The sequence below is a fragment of the Microbacterium sp. FW305-3-2-15-F-LB2 genome (assembly GCF_058787255.1).
The window spans coordinates 1,709,271-1,726,236 of the sequence record NZ_JBYSZO010000001.1; the positions used below are offsets into that span (position 1 = coordinate 1,709,271).

Consider the following 16,966-nt stretch of genomic DNA (forward strand, 5'->3'; position numbering starts at 1 on the left):
CCGGTTCTCAGATCCTCAAGCCGAGCTGTACTTCGGGGTCTGATCGCCGGATCATCCACGACGAAGCCCGTCCCCGCCGTTCGCGGGGGCGGGCTTCGTCGTTCGCGGGGCGGCACTGTAGAGGATTTTGCCCGTCACCGGGAGTGCCCCTGGTGGTTCGGACGGGATCCGGCATAGTGAAAATCCGATGAAGGGGGCCATCGTGAGCGACTACCGGGTGGATCCCGACCGCGTGATCGGCGTGCTGGCGGGCGTGGACGACGCTGGTGCGGGGATCGCGCAGGCGATCGACGACATGGATGCCCTCGCACTCGAAGGTCTGAGTCTCACCGTCGACGGCCGGCATTCCCTCGCGAGTGCCTGGAGCGACCTGCTCGACGAACGGCGGTATGTTCCCGGGAAGCTCGCCCACGTGGTGGCCGCCGCGGCGTCGGCCGTGAGCGAGGCCACGACCGCCGTCGTCACCGGTGACGTGGACATGTCCGTCACGACGGCGGAGGCGGAGTCGCGTGCGCTGGACGAGTGGGGCATCGATTCGTCGGTGTCTTACGGGCAGGGGTACTGATGAGCACTCCGAGCGTCGATGACCTGCCCCAGGTGGTGGACCCCGCCGTGCTCACCGGCCTCGGCGACCGACTCGTCTCCGTCGCGAATGCGACGCAGACGTCGATGGCCGATGTGCAACAGCGCTGGAGTGTCCTGGGCGACACCGAGGTCTTCCATGTCACCGGTGCGGAAGCGGTGCCGCGCATGCTCGACCGCCCTGCCTCCGATGCGCGGGGCTTCTCGGAGTCGCTGGTCGAGGCGCGCAACGCGCTGTGGGATGCCGGGTCATCGGAGTTCCCCGATCTGAAGCAGCGCCGTGAGGAGTTGGCATCCCGGATCCCGTCCGTGGTCGCCGCCTACGATTCCGCGGCGGACGCCTCGGCTCGCGCGAACGCCACGTATCGTTCGACGCGGGGATCCGACGTGGATGCCTCGGTTGCGGCGGACGCGTCGCTCTCCCGCTTGAACGCCTCCACGACGCTGAACTCCGCCGAGAGCGCACTCGACACCCTTCGCTCCGACATCGACCGCTTCCGCCGGGACGTGGAGGATGCCGAGGACCGGCTCGCATCGCGCCTGCGCAACGTTTCGGGCGGAACGGAGGTGCTCGGTGCCGGCGGTGAGCCCGTGCGGGTCGCACAGCTGTTCTGGGGATTCTCGGAGTCCGCGTACCCGGGCGTACCGTCCGCCGCGTCGGTGAGTCGTTCGCTCTCGGAGCAGTTGACGTACGACCTCGGGCGGGCGGCCGAACGCCGCATCGACTGGCTCTCCACGGCAGACGCCGACGACGCGCAGCGGTGGCTCGACGCCCACCCGGACTTCGTGCAATCCGTCGCGTTCGTCGAACCGGAGCGCGCCGGCGATTTGTTCACCGATCTCGCGGCCGCCTCCGCCGCGGCACCGAACGGCGAATGGAATGGCGGTCCTCTCGGGCAGCTGCTCGCCTTGGCTCCGCTCGTCGTCGGGAACCTCAACGGCATCCCCGCCGATCAGCGCGGCATCTTCAACCGCGCGGGTCTCGCCGACGTCCTGGCGCGGGACGACCTCGATGACGAGACCCGCAGCAAGCTCGACCAATTGCGTTCGGTCGTGGAGAAGCGTTCGGACGACGGTTCCCTGCCGACGTTGTTGAGCTTCTTCATCGATACCGAGGGGTCTCCGCGCGCCAACATCGCGTTCGGGGACGTCGACACCGCCGATCAGGTGACGACCCTGACGCATGGCATCCGGACGGATCTCGGTTCGTTGCAGGAGTGGGCACGCGGCAGTGCAGACCTGCAGTCGGCGCTTTCGAGTGAGTTGGAGCGAACCGGTCAGAGCAGCACCACGGCTGTCGTGCTGGTCATGGACTGGGATTCCGGCGGCGCACTCAGCGTCGGCGGCATCGATCGGCCCGATGCAGGAGCCGCGCGTCTGTCCGAGACGCTCCGAGGCCTGCACGCGGTGAACCCCGGCGCGCAGCTCAACACGGGCGCGCATTCGCTCGGCACGACGATGACCGGTCAGGCCGTCGCCGACAATCCCGGACTGGTGTCGCACGTCTGGTTCTTCGGTTCGGCGGGGATCACCGCGCAGACGGGCGACGAGCTCGCGGAGCAGATCCGCTCGGGCGAGACGACGGTGTCGGCCACGCACGCCGACGACGACAGCATCGCCGCGTGGGGACGCAAGGACTGGCTCGGCAGCCTGCACGCGGAGGACCCGCGGGACGTGCCGGGGGTTCAGTCGTTCGGGTCGAACGGCGGTGTCGTCGCTGATTACGGATCACCTCGGGGCGAGTACGGCGAATCGACCGACAGCCACGATGCCCACAACAGCACGAAGGACGAGTTCGTCGGGTGGGGCGTGGGCGGGGACGGGTCGCCCATCCCGCTCTACGAGCCCACGGAACAGACGGGGTACCTCGACCCGTCTGCCGAGTCGTTCAAGCACTTCGTGGTTGGCTTGCGCGAGGCACTCGACACGACAGGAGCGAGCCGATGACCCAACGCAGGTGGGGAACCCTCCCCGTACTCGTCGCGAGCGCCGTGGTCACCGCGACCGTTCTGTCCGGATGTGGAGGTCCGCAGATGTCCCCGAATGAGACGCCGAGTCCGGCGCCCAGCAGCACCGTGGGCTTCGACGATGCGAAGGCGGTGAACCTCGAATACAAGGCGGCCGTCGCCGCTGTGCAGAAGCAGATCTTCGACGGGGACTGGCGTGTCGGAGAGTATGGCGACGTTCCCGATCAGTGCGAGGGCGGCTACCAGTTCTTCCTGCGACGCAAGCTCCCGGAGGGCTTTTCGTTCGATGGTCAGGGACCGCAGAGGATGGAACAGCTCCGTACCTGGATGACGGAGAACGGATGGCAGGTCGAGCCGGCACCCACCTACGGTGAGGGCATCGACAACATCGTGATCGTCGCGGGAAAGCCCGAGGCGAAGGTGTCGCGTCTGGACGTCGACATGATCCCGGCGGATCCTGCCGGGGGCACGGTCGACGTGCTGGAACTCCGCGCGACTTCTACGTGCGAGCCGGGTGACGCTGCGGCGCTCCTCGAGCAACTGCGCGGGCCGTTGACCGCGGTGCCGGACGACAGTGGCATCCCGGATCTGGAGAGCCCGGATGCCACTCCCCTGTTCGACCCATTCCAGGAGGGCTGAGCTGGCTCAGGACGCCGAGCGCGCGGCGCGCTTCTGCTCCTGGAACACGCGAATCGCCTCGTAGCGTTCGGCCGAGCGCGCCTGGCGCTTCGCCGCTTCGACCTCGCGCGTCTTCGGGGGCGCCGCCGTGACGAGATCGTCGAGCAATCGTCGAGTCGCCGCCGCGATTTCGTCGACGGCGCGCTCGAACACCTCCTGGTTCGCGCGCGAGGGCTTCGTCGTGCCGTTGATCTTGCGGACGAACTGCAACGCGGCGTCGTGGCACTCGTCATCGGATGCCGGCGGCTCGAAGTTGTGGAGGGGAACGATGTTGCGGCACATGCCGACAGGGTAGGCCGCTCCCCCGCGTCGCGAAAGCAGCGCGGAAGGGGTGCGGGCGGGGAAAGCTCCCGGCATCCCCACAGGCGGCGCGTCACCACGGCATCGGCCGGGCACGGGAGGATGGATGCCATGCCCTCCCCGTACGCGTCGCGTCCCTGGCTCAGCTCCTACGCCGAGGGCGTGCCGCACGACATCGACGAGCCGTCGCAGACTCTGCCCGAGATGATCGCCGCCTCCGTCGACCGCTACGGCAAGGGCGTCGCGCTGGAGTTCTTCGGCGCACAGACCACGTATCGCGAGCTCGGCGACCAGATCACCCGTGCGGCCGAGGGGCTGCGCCGCCTCGGGGTGAAGGCCGGCGACCGTGTCGCGCTCGTTCTGCCCAACTGCCCCCAGCACGTCGTGGCGTTCTACGCGGCGTTGCGGCTCGGCGCGATCGTCATCGAGCACAACCCGCTCTACACCGCTCGTGAGCTGCGGCACCAGTTCGAGGACCACGGTGCGACTTTCGCGATCGTGTGGGACAAGGTCGCCGACATGGTCGCCGACTTCCCCTCCGACCTCGCGCTCCAGCACATCGTGAGCGTCGACATCACCCGGGCGATGCCTCTCGGGACCCGCGTGGCGCTGCGGCTGCCCGTGAAGAAGGCGCGAGAGTCGCGGGCGCAGCTCACCGCCGCGCCGACGTCGAAGCGCCCGACGCCGTGGGAGAAGCTGCTCACCCACGGGAAGCTGTCGCGCAAGCACCAGGGGCCCCTGCTCGGCGACATCGCCCTTCTGCAGTACACCAGCGGCACGACCGGAACACCGAAGGGCGCGGTCCTCACCCACGCCAACCTGCGGGCCAACGCGATGCAGGGGCGCGCGTGGGTCCCGGGACTCCACGACGGTGAAGAGACGTTCTACGGCGTCCTCCCCCTCTTTCACGCGTACGGCCTCACGCTGTGCCTGACGTTCGCGATGAGCATCGGCGCGAGGCTCGTGCTGTTCCCCAAGTACGACCTCGATCTCGTGGCATCCGCGGCGAAGAAGAGCCCGCCGACCTTCCTCCCGGCCGTCCCCCCGATCTACGACCAGCTCGCGCGCGCCGCCACCCGCGGCACCGTCGACCTGTCGACCGTGCGTTTCGCCATCTCCGGGGCGATGAGTCTGCCCGTCGCCACCGTCGACCGGTGGGAGGCGGCGACCGGCGGTCTGCTCGTCGAGGGCTACGGCATGACCGAGTCCTCGCCCGTCGCGCTGGGCAACCCCATCGGGCCGTCCCGCCGTCCCGGCACGGTCGGCGTGCCCTTCCCCAGCACCGACATCCGGGTGGTCGACCCCGAAGACCCCGAGACGGACCTCCCGCTCGGCGAGGTCGGCGAACTGCTGCTGCGCGGACCCCAGGTGTTCGAGGGCTATTGGAACCGTCCCTCCGACACCGCAGCGACGCTGCTCGACGGAGGCTGGCTTCGCACCGGCGACATCGCCTCGGTTGCGGCCGACGGCTTCGTCACGATCGTCGACCGGCTCAAGGAGATCATCATCACCGGCGGCTTCAACGTCTCACCGAGCGAGGTCGAAGACGTCCTGGTGTCGCACCCCGACATCGAGGGTGCCGCGGTCGTCGCTCTGCCGAAGCCCCGCGGTGGGGAGGACGTCGCGGCCGCGATCGTCGTCCGCGACGGCGTGCAGATCGAGCCCGAGGCGATCCGCGACTACTGCAAGTCGCGGCTCGCGGCGTACAAGGTCCCTCGCCGTGTGGTCGTCGTCGACGACCTGCCGCGTTCCCTCATCGGCAAGGTGCTGCGCCGCGAGGTGCGGGAACGACTGATGGCATCCTGAGCCGGGTCACCCGTAGAAGAGCTTCTCGAACACGCGACGCGCGCGCCGCGTGGCGCCGAGATAGTCCTCCTCTACCTGTGTGGCCGAGCGAGGCGGGTACTCGAGGATCCGCCCGATGCCGTCGAGCCGCGCTCGATCGGAGGGGAGCACGTCGCTCGTCTGCCCTGACAGCAGCGTGTTCGCCGAGCGCAAGCGACTCGCGAGATGCCAGGATGCCGCGAGCTTCGCGGCGGCGTCGGGAGCGATGAGGCCGGCCTCGACGGCGGCCTGCAACGCGCCGAGGGTCGACGTGGTCCGCAGCGCCGGGATCGCCCGCGCGTGCTGCAGCTGCAGGATCTGCACGAGCCACTCGACGTCGCTGATCGACCCGGGACCGAGCTTGAGGTGCCGCGCGGGATCCGCGCCCTGCGGCAGGCGCTCGTTCTCGACGCGCGCCTTGATGCGGCGGATCTCGCGCAGCCCGTTCGGGTCGGCGGTGGCGGGGTAGCGCACGTCGTCGGCGAGGGCGATGAAGTCCGCGATGAGCTTGACGCTTCCCGCAACACCGCGGGCGCGGAGCAGCGCCTGCGCCTCCCACGACAGAGACCACCGGCGGTAGTACTCGGCGTAGGCGTCGAGCGAGCGGGCGAGGGGGCCGCTGCGTCCCTCGGGACGCAGCTCCGCGTCGAGGTCGAGCGGGAGGCGGTGGTCCTCGGAGTGCTCGCGCAGGCCCGCGACGATCTTCAATGCCAGCGCGCTCGCGCGCTGCGGATCGACACCGTTCGCGCGGTAGACGTACATCACGTCGGCATCCGAGCCGAACCCGATCTCGCGGCCGCCGAAGCGTCCCATCGCAATGACCGAGAAGTCGAGGGCGTTGTCCTCCGGCGGAACGACTTCGCGGCGGACGGCCCGCAGTGTCGCCTGAATCGTCACCTCGGTGATCGTGGTGAGAGCATCGGAGAGCTCTTCGATCGACACGACCTCGAGGACGGCGGCCATCGCGACGCGGAGCATTTCGCGGCGTCGGAGCGCGCGCACCGAGCGCATGGCATCCTCGATGTCGTCCCAGCGCGTCTGGATCGCGCGCGCCTCTTCCTGAAGCGCCGCGCCCGAGCGGGGGCGGAGCAGAGCGTCGTCATCGAGCCACGCGACCGACTCGGGGATCCACTCCATGAGTTCGCCGATGTACCGCGATCCCGACAGCACGCGCGTGAGGCTTTCCGCGGCGCCCGCGGAGTCGCGCAACATCCGCAGGAACCACGGGGTGTTGCCGAGCCGCTCGCTGATGCGCCGGAACACCAGCAGGCCGTAATCGGGATCGACGCCATCGGCGAACCACCGGATCATGATCGGCATCAGGTGCCGCTGGATCGTCGCCTTCCGGCTGAGGCCGCTCGTGAGTGCCGCGATGTGACGGAGGGCACCCGCCGGGTCGCGGAAGCCGATGGCGGCGAGACGGTCGCGTGCCTGCTCGGTCGAGAGCGAACGCTCGCCCTCCGGCAGCGACGCGACCGCTGAGAGCAGCGGACGGTAGAAGAGGCGGACGTGGATGTCACGGACCTCGCGCTTGATGTTCTCCCACGCCGACTGCACGCCCGCGGCGGAGTCCGCGAGCCCGGTCGCGCGGGCGAGAACACGGAGGTCGTCCTCCTTCTCGGGAAGCAGCGCCGTACGGCGCAAGCCACGCAGCTGCAGGCGGTGCTCGATCAGGCGCAGCAGCCGGTAGTCGCGGCCGAACGCCTCGGCTTCGCTGCGCCCGATGTATCCCTCGGCGACGAGCGCGTCGAGAGCCTCGAGCGTTCCGCGCTGGCGGATGCGTTCGTCGGTGAGCCCGTGGACGAGCTGGAGCAGCTGCACGGTGAACTCGACGTCACGGATACCACCGGGTCCGAGCTTGACCTGCCGGTTCACCTCCGATCCGGGGATGTTCTCGGTGACGCGCTCGCGCATGCGCTGCACGCCCTCGACGAAGTTCTCGCGCGCGGCGCTGTGCCACACCAGCGGTTGCACCGCGGCGATGTACTCCGCGCCGAGCGCGGCGTCGCCGGCGATGGCCCGCGCCTTCAGGAGAGCCTGGAACTCCCAGCTCTTGGCCCACCGGTCGTAATACTGGCGGTGGGCGCTGAGGCTGCGGACGAGCGCCCCCTGCTTGCCTTCGGGACGCAGGTTCGGGTCGACCTCCCACAGCGGGGGTTCGATCTCGGGGCCGGAGATCCCGCGCATCGTCTGCACCGCGAGCCGCGTGCCGATGTCGATCGCGCGCGCCTCGGTGACGACTTCCTCGTCCGACGTGCCGCCGACGAAGATCACGTCGACGTCGCTGACGTAGTTGAGCTCGCGGGCGCCGGTCTTCCCCATCGCGATGATGGCGAACCGCGTCGCCGCCACCTGGGCGCGAGGGAACGTGCCGGGGCCGGTGCCCGTCACGCGCGCACGGGCCACGCTCAGCGACGCCTCCAGGGCGGCGCCCGCGAGGTCGGCGAGGGCGGCCGAGACCATGTCGATCGCGCCCGCGGGGTCGTCCTGCCCGAGGTCGTATGCGGCGATGCGGGCGAGTAAGCGGCGGTACCGCACGCGCAGCGCGACCCACGCCGCATCCGAGGCGTCCGCGGCGAAGCCGTCCTCGTCGCCGACGGATGCCAGCAGTTCGGCGCGCATGGACTGCTCGTCGGGCACGGTCAGACCTGCGCCGGCGAGGTGGGCGATCTCGTCCGGATGCCGGAGGTAGAACTCCGCGAAGCCGTCGGACGCACCGACAATGTCCCACAGTGCGCGCCACGTGCCCGGGTCGTTCGCGGCCGCGCGGACGGCCCCGGCATCGCGTCGTGCGATCTGCACGAGGGCCGACAGCGCGCGGTCCGGGTCGGCGACGCGGTGCGCCAGCTCCATGGCATCCACGCGCCCGGCGCCCGTGAGCTGTTCGAGCTCGCCCAGACCCGCATCGGCTTCCGCGAGACGCGAGAAGCCGGTGCGGGCCAGGGCGGTGAGCGCCGTCGATCGATCGCCCGAGATCACCACGGCGGGGTCAGAGCGCCTCGAGATTGCTCTGCAGCTCGAAGGGCGTGACCTGCGCGCGGTACTGCTGCCACTCGCGACGCTTGTTCAGGAGCACGTACTTGAAGACCTGCTCCCCCAGCGTCTCGGCGACGAGCTCGGACTCCTCGAGGAATCCGAGCGCCTGGTCGAGGCTCGCCGGAAGCGGTGCGTAGCCGAGGGCGCGGCGCTCGGAGTCCGTGAGCGACCACACGTTGTCTTCGGCCTCGGCGGGCAGCTCGTAGCCCTCTTCGATGCCCTTGAGTCCCGCGGCGAGCATGAGCGCGTACGACAGGTACGGGTTCGCCGCCGAGTCGAGCGCGCGGTACTCGACGCGCGTCGACTGGCCCTTGTTCGGCTTGTACAGCGGGACGCGCACGAGCGCCGAGCGGTTGTTGTGGCCCCAGCAGATGAAGCTCGGTGCCTCGTCGCCGCCCCACAGGCGCTTGTACGAGTTGACGAACTGGTTGGTCACGGCCGAGATCTCGCTCGCGTGACGCAGCAGACCCGCGATGAACTGGCGACCCACCTTGGACAGCTGGTACTGGCCGCCCTCTTCGTAGAAGGCGTTCATGTCGCCCTCGAACAGCGACATGTGCGTGTGCATGCCGCTACCGGGCTGACCGCTGAGCGGCTTCGGCATGAACGTGGCGTACACGCCCTGCTCGATCGCGACCTCCTTTACCACCGTGCGGAAGGTCATGATGTTGTCGGCCGTGGTGAGCGCGTCGGCGTAGCGCAGGTCGATCTCGTTCTGGCCCGGGCCGCCCTCGTGGTGGCTGAACTCCACCGAGATGCCGAGGTCTTCGAGCATGCGCACCGAACGGCGACGGAAGTCGTGCGCCGTCCCGCCGGGGACGTTGTCGAAGTACCCGGCGGAGTCGACCGGCTCGGGGCGCCCGTCGGGGCCGAGCTGAGACGACTTCAGCAGGTAGAACTCGATCTCGGGGTGCGTGTAGAAGGTGAACCCCGCGTCGGCGGCCTTGGCGAGCGTGCGCTTGAGCACGTGCCGCGGGTCGGCCACCGCGGGCTGACCGTCGGGCGTCGTGATGTCGCAGAACATGCGCGCGGTCGGGTCGATCTCGCCGCGCCACGGCAGGATCTGGAACGTCGTGGGGTCGGGGAGCGCCAGCAGGTCGGACTCGTACGACCGCGTCAGACCCTCGATGGCCGAACCGTCGAAGCCCAGGCCCTCGCTGAACGCCCCTTCCACCTCGGCCGGGGCGATCGCCACCGACTTCAGGGTTCCGACCACGTCGGTGAACCACAGGCGTACGAACTTCACGCCGCGTTCCTCGATCGTCCGCAGGACGAAATCGCGCTGCTTGTCCATCGTCATCCTCGTCTCGGTCGGGAGGGGTCAGCGGCCGGAGCCGGATCCCCAGTCGGAGTCGCGGGCCTCGTCTTCGGCCCACTTCTTCGAGCGTTCCTGCAGCAGCTGGGGGGCGCGCGCCGCTTCCTCGGCGGTGTCGAACGGGCCCGCACGGTCAATCGCCGGCGACTCGTACCCCTGCTCGACCTGACCGGTTTCGAGGTTGTACCAGTACTTCTGATTCTCGTCGCTCACGATCGCTCCTTGCGTGATCTCGCTCCGCAGCGGACGTCTGGCGGGCGCTCTCCCGATCCTACTGATCCGGGCCCCCAGCCTGGCTAGGCTGGAGGGTATGGCAACGAATGCGTCGCGTGCGGTCGGAGTGGACATCGGCGGTACCGGGATAAAGGCGGGAATCGTCGACCTGGATGCCGGTGAGCTCATCAGCGATCGGGTGAAGGTCTCCACCCCGAAGGGCGCGGAGCCCGCCGATGTGCTCGAGGCGGTGAAAGAGGTGCTCCAGACGTTGGAAGCGCCCGACGACCTGCCTCTCGGCGTCGCGTTCCCCGCGATCGTGAAGAACGGTCGCACGCTGTCGGCCGCCAACGTCTCTTCGTCGTGGATCGGCTTCGAGGCCGAGAAGTTCTTCGAGCACGGCCTGTCTCGTGACATCCACTTCGCGAACGACGCCGATGTCGCCGGCATCGCCGAGGTCCGCTACGGCGCCGCGAAGGGCGTGAACGGTCTTGTGATCCTCACGACGCTCGGCACGGGCATCGGCTCCGCCATGATCTACGACGGCGTCCTCATCCCCAACAGCGAGCTCGGTCACCTGCAGCGCGCCGAGCACAAGCGGGATGCCGAGGGCTACGCCGCGTACTCGGCCATGGAGCGCGAGGAGCTGTCGTGGGAGAAGTGGGCCAAGCGTCTGCAGTGGTACTACGACTACGTCGAGTTCCTCTTCAGCCCCGACCTGATCGTCGTCGGCGGCGGGGTGTCGAAGCACTCGGAGGAGTTCCTGCCCATGCTGAAGCTGCGGGCACCCATCCTTCCGGCGAAGCACCGCAACAACGCGGGCATCATCGGCGCGGCGTCGCTGGCGGTTCCGGTGGTGGAGGCGCTTCCCGCGGTGAAGTGAGCACCTGACCGACGTCCTGACGCGGTCCGCGATCGAGCGAGAGAGCTCGATCCGGGCCGCGTCGCTTTGTGAGCGTGAAGCGGCAGGGCGAATGGGCCGGCCTGTACGCCGGGTTCTGTCCGGGGGCGTGAGCCCCGTGGACGGTCATCTCTCTCGGCGACACGTTGCCGTGCCGCTCCAGCGGCCTACCCGGGGACTCGGCGAGCCGCGTCGTCATCCCCTGTCTGGCCTTGCTCCGGACGAGGTTTACCTTGCGGGTCGTGTCACCACGACCCCGGTGGTCTCTTACACCACCCTTTCACCCTTACCCGCGCCGTGAAGCGCGGGCGGTCTGCTCTCTGTGGCACTGTCTCGCGGATTGCTCCGGGTGGGTGTTACCCACCGTCCTGCCCTGTGGAGCCCGGACGTTCCTCGGCACGGGCGAACCCGTGACGCGACCGTCCAGCCGACCCATTCGCGTCTTCGAGTCTACGCGGGCGGGTCAGCCCTTCTCGGCCGTCTCGCCGATCCGCAGGTCGAGGGGGAAGTCGATCGGGAACGTCCCGAACAGCAGTCGACCCGCGGATGCCGCGGACTCCCGCACCGCGTCTGCCACGGCGTCTGCGTGCTCGATCGGAGTGTGCACCACGATCTCGTCGTGCAGGAAGAACGCCAGGTGCGGCACGCGCGCGAACGCCGGACCGGACGCCGGCGCGGAGCGGGTGGCATCCACCGGATCGAGGGCGGAGAGACGGGTGCGCAGGTCGGCGAGCCACGCGAGAGCCCATTCGGCGGCCGTGCCCTGGACGACGAAGTTCCGGGTGAAGCGGCCGCGGTCGCGGGCGGCGCGGCGCGCACGGGTCTCGTCGACCCCGGATGCCTCCGCGTCGCTCGCCTGCGACTGAACCGCGCGCCACAGGTCGCCGGCGGGCGGTGACGTGCGGCCGAGCCAGGTCTGGACGCGGCCGCCCTCCTCCCCGACGCGCGCGGCGTCGTCGACGAGCGCCATGGCGCGAGGGAACGTGCGCCGCAGCCGCGGCACGAGGCGTCCGCTCTCGCCGCTGGTGGCGCCGTACATGGCGCCGAGCATCGCGACCTTGGCCTGGGCGCGGGTGCCGACGGCTCCGGCGTCCACGATTCCGGCGTACAGATCGCGACCGGATGCCGCCTCCGCCAGCGCCGTGTCGCGGGCCATCGCCGCGAGCACGCGCGGCTCCAGCTGTGCGACGTCGGCCGTCACGAGCGTCCAGCCGGGGTCGGCCCGGACGGCCGTGCGGAGCTGCCGCGGGATCTGCAGCGCTCCCCCGCCCGACGACGCCCAGCGGCCGGTCACGACACCGGCGGGGACGTAGACGGGACGGAATCGTGCATCGCGCACCCACTCGTCGATCCACGCCCAGCCGTTTGCGGTGTAGAGGCGCATGAGCTTCTTGTACGCGATGAGCGGCGCGACGGCGGGGTGGTCGTGCTCGGCGAGCTCCCACCGGTTCGTCGACTCGACCAGCAGGCCGGCGCGGTGCAGCGCGCGCAGTAGGCGCGGCTGGGAGTCGAGCGAGACGGACGGGTCGCCGAGGGCATCGCGCACGGCTACCGCAGCCCGCTCGACCCGCGTGGGAAGACCGCCCGCGACCCGTGTGCCGAGCTGTTCCTCGAGCATGCGCTCGTGCGTCGGGACGCTCCAGGGCAGTCCGGCGGCGTGGAGTTCCTCCGCGATCAGAGCCCCGGCCGACTCGGCCGCGGCGAGGAGTCGGAGCGCTCCGGGCGTGCGAGCGCCGGCGATCGCGGCGCGCTGACGGCGGTACTCTGCCGCGGCTGCCTCGACGTCGTCGGGCGGGCCCTCGCTCGCCGCACCGAGCGAGAACAGTGTGTCGGTGTCGTCGGTGATCGAGGCCGCGGCATCCCATTCCCCGTGCGCGCGCAGGCCATGGTCGTCGGCGACGGCCTCGGCATCACGCAGCAACGCGTGCACGAGGCGCAGGTCCCACGCGCGTGCCACGCGGACCCCGGATGCCAGTACCGGCCCGTACCACGTGGGGGTGTCGCTCCACACCCAGCGCACGTCTCCCCCGGCCTCGCGGGTGCGGATCGCGGCGGGCAGGTCGTCGCGCGCGACGGTGACGGTCTGGGCGACGGAGCCGTCGGCATCCAGGTCGCTCAAGGCGATGGCTCCGGATGCCGTGCGCCCGACGACGACCTCAGTCGAGGAGGACGCCAGGGCGGGTCACCGCGATTCTTCGGTGCGGACGAGGATTGCGCCGCACTCGGGGCAGAACACGACCTCGTCGGTCTGCGCGCGGCGGACCTCGGCGAGGTCGCTCGGCGGGAGGACCATGCGGCACGCCTCACACGCTCCGGCGCGCAGGAGTCCGGCGCCGTTGCCACGGGAGGCCAGGCGCTCGTACAGGGCGAGAAGGTCGGCGGGAACGGAACCTGCGACGGCCTCGCGATCGCGACGCGCGGCCTCGAGCCGGTCGGTGGCCTCGGCGACGACCCGCTTCGCCTCGGCGCTGAGCTCAGCGCCCTGGGCGTTGGTGTCGGCGATGATCGCCTCCTGCTCGGCGACGGCCGCGTCGGCGGCTTCGAGCTGCTCCATGAGGGCGATCTCGGCGTCTTCGAGGTCGCTCTTGCGGCGCGCGAGGGACGTCAGCTCCGCCTCGAATCCCTGCGCCTGCTTGGCGTTGGTCGAGGCCGCGAGACGCTCGGTGTCGCGCTTGACACGAGCCTCGACGACCGCGACGTCGGACTCGACCCGGGCCAGCTCGGCCTTGAGGTCGTCACGGACGTTGGCACGGTTGCCGAGTTCTTGCGAGAGAGACGAACGCTGCGCGATCAGCTCGCGCACCTTCGCGGCCTGCGGCGGGTTGCCTTTGACGTGCTCGTCGCGCCGGATCCGCGCGTCGAGGTCGGCGAGATCGAGCAATTTGCGCTGGTCGGCGGGGTCGGCGTTCACAGGCTCCACGCTACCCCGGCCCCTCGACACGCCGGGACCTCGATTAGCCTGAAGACCACGGACCCCCCACCGATGAATGGATGCCATCCGATGACCTGGAGCATCGACACCACTCAAGCGCGCGCCATTTGCCGTACCGCCGACGAGCAGGCGACCGCGATCGACTCGATCGTCGCGACCACGGCCGGCGCTTTCGAGTCCGCCCAGGCCGCGGTCGGAGACGGCGAGACCTCCGCGGCACTGGCGGAAGTGGCCGCCGACCCCTTCCTCATCGCGCTCGCCGGCATGCGCCGCATGGTCAGTACCGTCACCGAGACGACCGAGAAGGTCATCTCGCTCTACGAGCAGACCGACTACGACATGGCTGCGCAGACGCAATCCACGATGAGCGGACTGCAGCCGTGAGCGCGCCCGCTCCCGCCGACATCCCGAGTTCCGCCGCGGTCTCAGCGGCCGCGGACACGCTGGCTGCGGCGCTCGACGGACTCGACGACACCGTCACCGACATCACCACCACGTGGGGTGGCCTGAGCGGCGTCTACGAAGCCCCCGAGGCTCAAACTGCCTACGGCGCTCTCGCCAGCCTTTCCCCCGCGGCCGATGACCTCAGGTCGGCGCTCGCCACCGCCGTTTCGGCTCTGCGTACCTATGCTCAGACGCTCTCGGGGCTCGAAACTCGGCGCGCAGCGCTCTTGGCCGACCTCGCGACCGTCGAGCGCCAGGCCGGGGTCGACGCTTCCGAACGTGACCCCGCCGCCCCGAACGCGGGAGACGTCGCCGCCGACCGCCGAACGTTCGACGCCGACGCGGCCGCCGCCGACCAGGAATGCGCGAGCACGCTCCGGGGACTTCGCACCTCGATCAGCTGGGCGCTCAACGGCGGTCTCGACATCGTGACGGGCAACGCCGGTTCGGCGGTTCAGGGTCTCGCCTCCGAGCTGCTGGAGCGCTATCGCGGCACCCTGATGGTGCCCGGGCCCGGCGCGGTGCTGCCGGATGAGATCCGACTCACCGCCGGTGATATCAATCCGACGTGGCCGCGCTCGCGGATCGACGGTCAGATCTGGGTTCAGCGTCCGTCGGGGGCGTGGATGCTGGAGAGCAACCTGCTCCCTGACACTCCTCTCCCCACGACTCGGCTGCCCGGCTGGACGGGTCAGCCCAAGTTCGCGCCGTCCGAGATCGGTGCTCCCCCGGCCTGGGCCGGTCACGCGGGTAAGGCGCTGACGGTGGTGGGTGCGGGTCTGACCTACTGGAGCGTGTACGGCGAGAGCTATAACGACACTTTGACCCGGCATCCGGACTGGAACGAGGATCAGCGACAACAGGAGGCCTGGACCGACACGGCCGTCGTCGGAACCTCGTCCGTGCTGGGCGGTGCGGGCGGCGCCTGGGGTGGTGCGGTTATCGGCGCGGGGATCGGGTCCATCTTCCCGGGCCCTGGAACGGTCATCGGCGGAATCATCGGCGGCGTGATCGGTGGCGTGGCCGTCGGGTGGGGTGCGCAGACCGTGTCGCAGGACATCATGGACGACGTGCGCGGCGATGACACGACGATCATGGCTCCCGGCCCGCTCGGGAGCCCGGAGCAATCAAGCGGAGGCGTGCTGTGACCGGCGGGCTCTTTGTGTCCATCCTGTTCTTGGCGGGGGGAATCGTCGCCTACACGGGTCTCTGGAAAGGTTGGATTCGCGTTCGCCGTGGCTTTGGCGCCACGATCGGATTCGCCTGGCTGTGGTTGGGGCTCGGTTTCGCGATGGGCACGCTGGCCCTGCTCGTTGAGCCGTATTCACGCCCGGCGTTCTTCGCGCTGATCGGGCTGGGGGCCGCGTTGCTGGTGGTCGCCGCCGTCGGATTCTTCTGGCTCCCGCGCTTCCTCCTCCCCCAGTGGTTCCGCGTCCTCCGCGGCGATGACGTCCGTCCGAAGGGGCACGCATGAAGTTCTTCACCGGCCGAGCGGCACCCGAGCCCGAGATCGTGGTCGCGGAAACGGCGCAGGCGAGCGTCACCTACCCGAACTGGCTCGAGGCGTCCGAGTTCGACGGAGCCGACCTCGTCCTCACACCCGTCGAGCGCCCCGGGGGTTTCGTCCCCAATCTCGTGCTGACCTCGGTGGCGAGCACTGCTCCGCTCACGGATGCCTCGACGGTGGCGTTGCACGCCGCCCGTGCGCAGCATCCCGGTGCCTTCGTCGTTGCGGTGGATCTTTGGCATCCTCCATCCGACGAATCTGCCCCTCGCGGTCGCCGGATCACCTTCGTCTACCGTGCGGAGGACGGGCAGGACGTCGTCGTCGCCAAATGGGTGTGGGCGACCGGAACCCACCACGTCCATCTGTCGGCCAGCTGCGCCCCCTCGGAGTGGACGAGGTACTCGCCGGTATTCGACGGAGTCGCCGCTCATCTCGCGCTCACGGCGGACCCTGCTGATGTCGCGGCGGCAGCCGCCGGTGTGGGCGACGCGCCGCTGGACGCCGCGGTGAGTGTGCGCGCTGGACACCCTCTCAAAGCGCTCGACGGCGTCCCGGCGCCGACGTTCGTCTCCGCGGCGCCGCTTGTCTCGACCGCGGCCCTGCAGGCCCTCCTCACCGGTGCGACGAAGTCTCGGATGGGCGCGGCCTACGGTGTTCTCGCCCGCGCCGACCGCGGCACACCCCAGGCGCAGGAGTTGCAGGATGCGGGGTGGATTGAGGCGGATGGTCGCTTGACGCGGGACGGAGGTGCCGCGGGCGTTGCGCTCGCGGCCAACCAGCATCTCCTCACCGCGCAGATGCGACGGGGAGATGGTGCCGCGCTGCTGATCGCCTACGCGGGCCCGCGCGGCGTGCTGGTGCTGCACGATCCCGCGCTGGCCGAAGGGGGTGCGACCGCTCCCGACGGCGCCCAGCGTCACGCGGCGGTTCTCGACCCCGAGCACCTGCCGATGTTCGTGTCGGCGTGGCTCGGTCTCTCTCCCGCCTGGCCCGTGAGCGAGGTCGACGAGCGGATCGCCGCGGACGAGCTCGCGAGACACGTCGGGGCGACCGACGGCACCGTCGAAGCCTGGACCGATGTGCTGATCCGCACCGGAAGCGGTGACCTCTACGACGTGATCTCGCCCTCGCGCGGCTGGCTGCACGTCGGAGCGCCCGTGGACGGCATCCATCCGCTCCGCGCCGAACCCACCGCAACGGTGTTCGACGCTCTGGCGGCGCTCATCTCTCGCGCCCGGGCCTGAGACCCATGGACGTCTCCGGCTAG

15 protein-coding genes and 1 other RNA gene are annotated in these 16,966 nt (G+C 70.0%); 9 read left to right on the top strand and 7 right to left on the bottom strand.

Annotated elements, in window-relative coordinates; all coding sequences use genetic code 11:
* Positions 1–202 precede the first annotated feature (202 nt).
* Genes AC3WLZ_RS08275 through AC3WLZ_RS08285 form a run of 3 tightly spaced genes read left to right on the top strand, consistent with a single transcriptional unit; the run spans position 203 to position 3,188 of the window.
* Positions 203–565, top strand: a complete 363-nt coding sequence (locus AC3WLZ_RS08275; protein ID WP_492469706.1) for a DUF6507 family protein — start codon at positions 203–205, stop codon at positions 563–565.
* Positions 565–2,529: an alpha/beta hydrolase gene (locus tag AC3WLZ_RS08280; RefSeq protein ID WP_492469707.1), complete on the top strand. Its 1,965-nt coding sequence runs from the start codon at positions 565–567 to the stop codon at positions 2,527–2,529. Before AC3WLZ_RS08275 ends, AC3WLZ_RS08280 begins: the two co-directional genes overlap by 1 nt.
* Positions 2,526–3,188 (top strand): hypothetical protein, encoded by a 663-nt coding sequence (locus tag AC3WLZ_RS08285; RefSeq protein WP_492469708.1) that lies wholly within the window; start codon positions 2,526–2,528, stop codon positions 3,186–3,188. Before AC3WLZ_RS08280 ends, AC3WLZ_RS08285 begins: the two co-directional genes overlap by 4 nt.
* A 6-nt stretch (positions 3,189–3,194) precedes the next feature.
* Here AC3WLZ_RS08285 and AC3WLZ_RS08290 read toward each other — a convergent pair whose 3' ends face one another.
* Positions 3,195–3,509 carry a DUF2277 domain-containing protein gene (locus AC3WLZ_RS08290; protein WP_492469709.1) on the bottom strand — a complete coding sequence of 105 codons (315 nt, stop codon included), beginning with the start codon at positions 3,507–3,509 and terminating at the stop codon, positions 3,195–3,197.
* Positions 3,510–3,638: 129 nt separating this feature from the next.
* On the opposite strand from AC3WLZ_RS08290, the gene AC3WLZ_RS08295 reads away from it, so the two are divergent.
* Complete coding sequence (locus AC3WLZ_RS08295) at positions 3,639–5,333, top strand: long-chain-fatty-acid--CoA ligase (RefSeq protein WP_492469710.1); 1,695 nt, start codon at positions 3,639–3,641, stop codon at positions 5,331–5,333.
* Between the two features lie 6 nt (positions 5,334–5,339).
* On the opposite strand, the gene AC3WLZ_RS08300 is transcribed toward AC3WLZ_RS08295, so the two are convergent.
* Genes AC3WLZ_RS08300 through AC3WLZ_RS08310 form a run of 3 tightly spaced genes read right to left on the bottom strand, consistent with a single transcriptional unit; the run spans position 5,340 to position 9,915 of the window.
* On the bottom strand, positions 5,340–8,330 hold the full coding sequence (locus AC3WLZ_RS08300) for a bifunctional [glutamine synthetase] adenylyltransferase/[glutamine synthetase]-adenylyl-L-tyrosine phosphorylase (protein WP_492470958.1): 2,991 nt from the start codon (positions 8,328–8,330) through the stop codon (positions 5,340–5,342).
* 10 nt (positions 8,331–8,340) lie between these two features.
* Positions 8,341–9,681, bottom strand: a complete 1,341-nt coding sequence (locus AC3WLZ_RS08305) for a glutamine synthetase family protein (protein WP_492469711.1) — start codon at positions 9,679–9,681, stop codon at positions 8,341–8,343.
* A gap of 27 nt (positions 9,682–9,708) precedes the next feature.
* Positions 9,709–9,915, bottom strand: coding sequence for an SPOR domain-containing protein (locus AC3WLZ_RS08310; RefSeq protein WP_412924521.1), 207 nt, complete (start codon positions 9,913–9,915; stop codon positions 9,709–9,711).
* Between the two features lie 97 nt (positions 9,916–10,012).
* Between AC3WLZ_RS08310 and ppgK the strand changes: the two genes are divergently transcribed.
* Entirely contained in the window at positions 10,013–10,798 is a 786-nt protein-coding gene (gene ppgK / locus AC3WLZ_RS08315) for a polyphosphate--glucose phosphotransferase (RefSeq protein ID WP_492469712.1), read from the top strand.
* Positions 10,799–10,886: 88 nt separating this feature from the next.
* Here the strand turns inward: ppgK and rnpB are convergent.
* The 3 genes from rnpB to AC3WLZ_RS08330 all read right to left on the bottom strand — a co-directional run bounded on the left by rnpB (position 10,887) and on the right by AC3WLZ_RS08330 (position 13,727).
* Positions 10,887–11,251, bottom strand: an RNA gene (gene rnpB, locus AC3WLZ_RS08320) — RNase P RNA component class A.
* Between the two features lie 28 nt (positions 11,252–11,279).
* A complete protein-coding gene (locus tag AC3WLZ_RS08325; RefSeq protein WP_492469713.1) occupies positions 11,280–12,935 on the bottom strand; it encodes a bifunctional 3'-5' exonuclease/DNA polymerase in 1,656 nt (551 codons plus the stop codon).
* 63 nt (positions 12,936–12,998) lie between these two features.
* Positions 12,999–13,727 (bottom strand): zinc ribbon domain-containing protein, encoded by a 729-nt coding sequence (locus AC3WLZ_RS08330; protein WP_492469714.1) that lies wholly within the window; start codon positions 13,725–13,727, stop codon positions 12,999–13,001.
* A gap of 90 nt (positions 13,728–13,817) precedes the next feature.
* Here AC3WLZ_RS08330 and AC3WLZ_RS08335 point away from each other — a divergent pair, with 90 nt between their 5' ends.
* Genes AC3WLZ_RS08335 through AC3WLZ_RS08350 form a run of 4 tightly spaced genes read left to right on the top strand, consistent with a single transcriptional unit; the run spans position 13,818 to position 16,943 of the window.
* Entirely contained in the window at positions 13,818–14,132 is a 315-nt protein-coding gene (locus tag AC3WLZ_RS08335) for a DUF6507 family protein (protein WP_492469715.1), read from the top strand.
* Positions 14,129–15,340, top strand: coding sequence for a hypothetical protein (locus AC3WLZ_RS08340; RefSeq protein WP_492469716.1), 1,212 nt, complete (start codon positions 14,129–14,131; stop codon positions 15,338–15,340). The genes AC3WLZ_RS08335 and AC3WLZ_RS08340 overlap by 4 nt, the downstream gene beginning before the upstream one ends.
* Entirely contained in the window at positions 15,337–15,666 is a 330-nt protein-coding gene (locus tag AC3WLZ_RS08345) for a hypothetical protein (protein ID WP_492469717.1), read from the top strand. Before AC3WLZ_RS08340 ends, AC3WLZ_RS08345 begins: the two co-directional genes overlap by 4 nt.
* Positions 15,663–16,943, top strand: a complete 1,281-nt coding sequence (locus tag AC3WLZ_RS08350; RefSeq protein ID WP_492469718.1) for a hypothetical protein — start codon at positions 15,663–15,665, stop codon at positions 16,941–16,943. The genes AC3WLZ_RS08345 and AC3WLZ_RS08350 overlap by 4 nt, the downstream gene beginning before the upstream one ends.
* The last annotated feature ends 23 nt before the right edge of the window (positions 16,944–16,966 follow it).

Bases quoted from the DNA above. Each gene is read 5' to 3' on its own strand.
- AC3WLZ_RS08335 (WP_492469715.1), top strand. From the start codon at position 13,818: ATGACCTGGAGCATCGACACCACTCAAGCGCGCGCCATTTGCCGTACC.
- AC3WLZ_RS08285 (WP_492469708.1), top strand. From the start codon at position 2,526: ATGACCCAACGCAGGTGGGGAACCCTCCCCGTACTCGTCGCGAGCGCC.
- AC3WLZ_RS08295 (WP_492469710.1), top strand. From the start codon at position 3,639: ATGCCCTCCCCGTACGCGTCGCGTCCCTGGCTCAGCTCCTACGCCGAG.
- AC3WLZ_RS08280 (WP_492469707.1), top strand. From the start codon at position 565: ATGAGCACTCCGAGCGTCGATGACCTGCCCCAGGTGGTGGACCCCGCC.
- AC3WLZ_RS08290 (WP_492469709.1), bottom strand. From the start codon at position 3,509: ATGTGCCGCAACATCGTTCCCCTCCACAACTTCGAGCCGCCGGCATCC.
- AC3WLZ_RS08350 (WP_492469718.1), top strand. From the start codon at position 15,663: ATGAAGTTCTTCACCGGCCGAGCGGCACCCGAGCCCGAGATCGTGGTC.
- AC3WLZ_RS08305 (WP_492469711.1), bottom strand. From the start codon at position 9,681: ATGGACAAGCAGCGCGATTTCGTCCTGCGGACGATCGAGGAACGCGGC.
- ppgK (WP_492469712.1), top strand. From the start codon at position 10,013: ATGGCAACGAATGCGTCGCGTGCGGTCGGAGTGGACATCGGCGGTACC.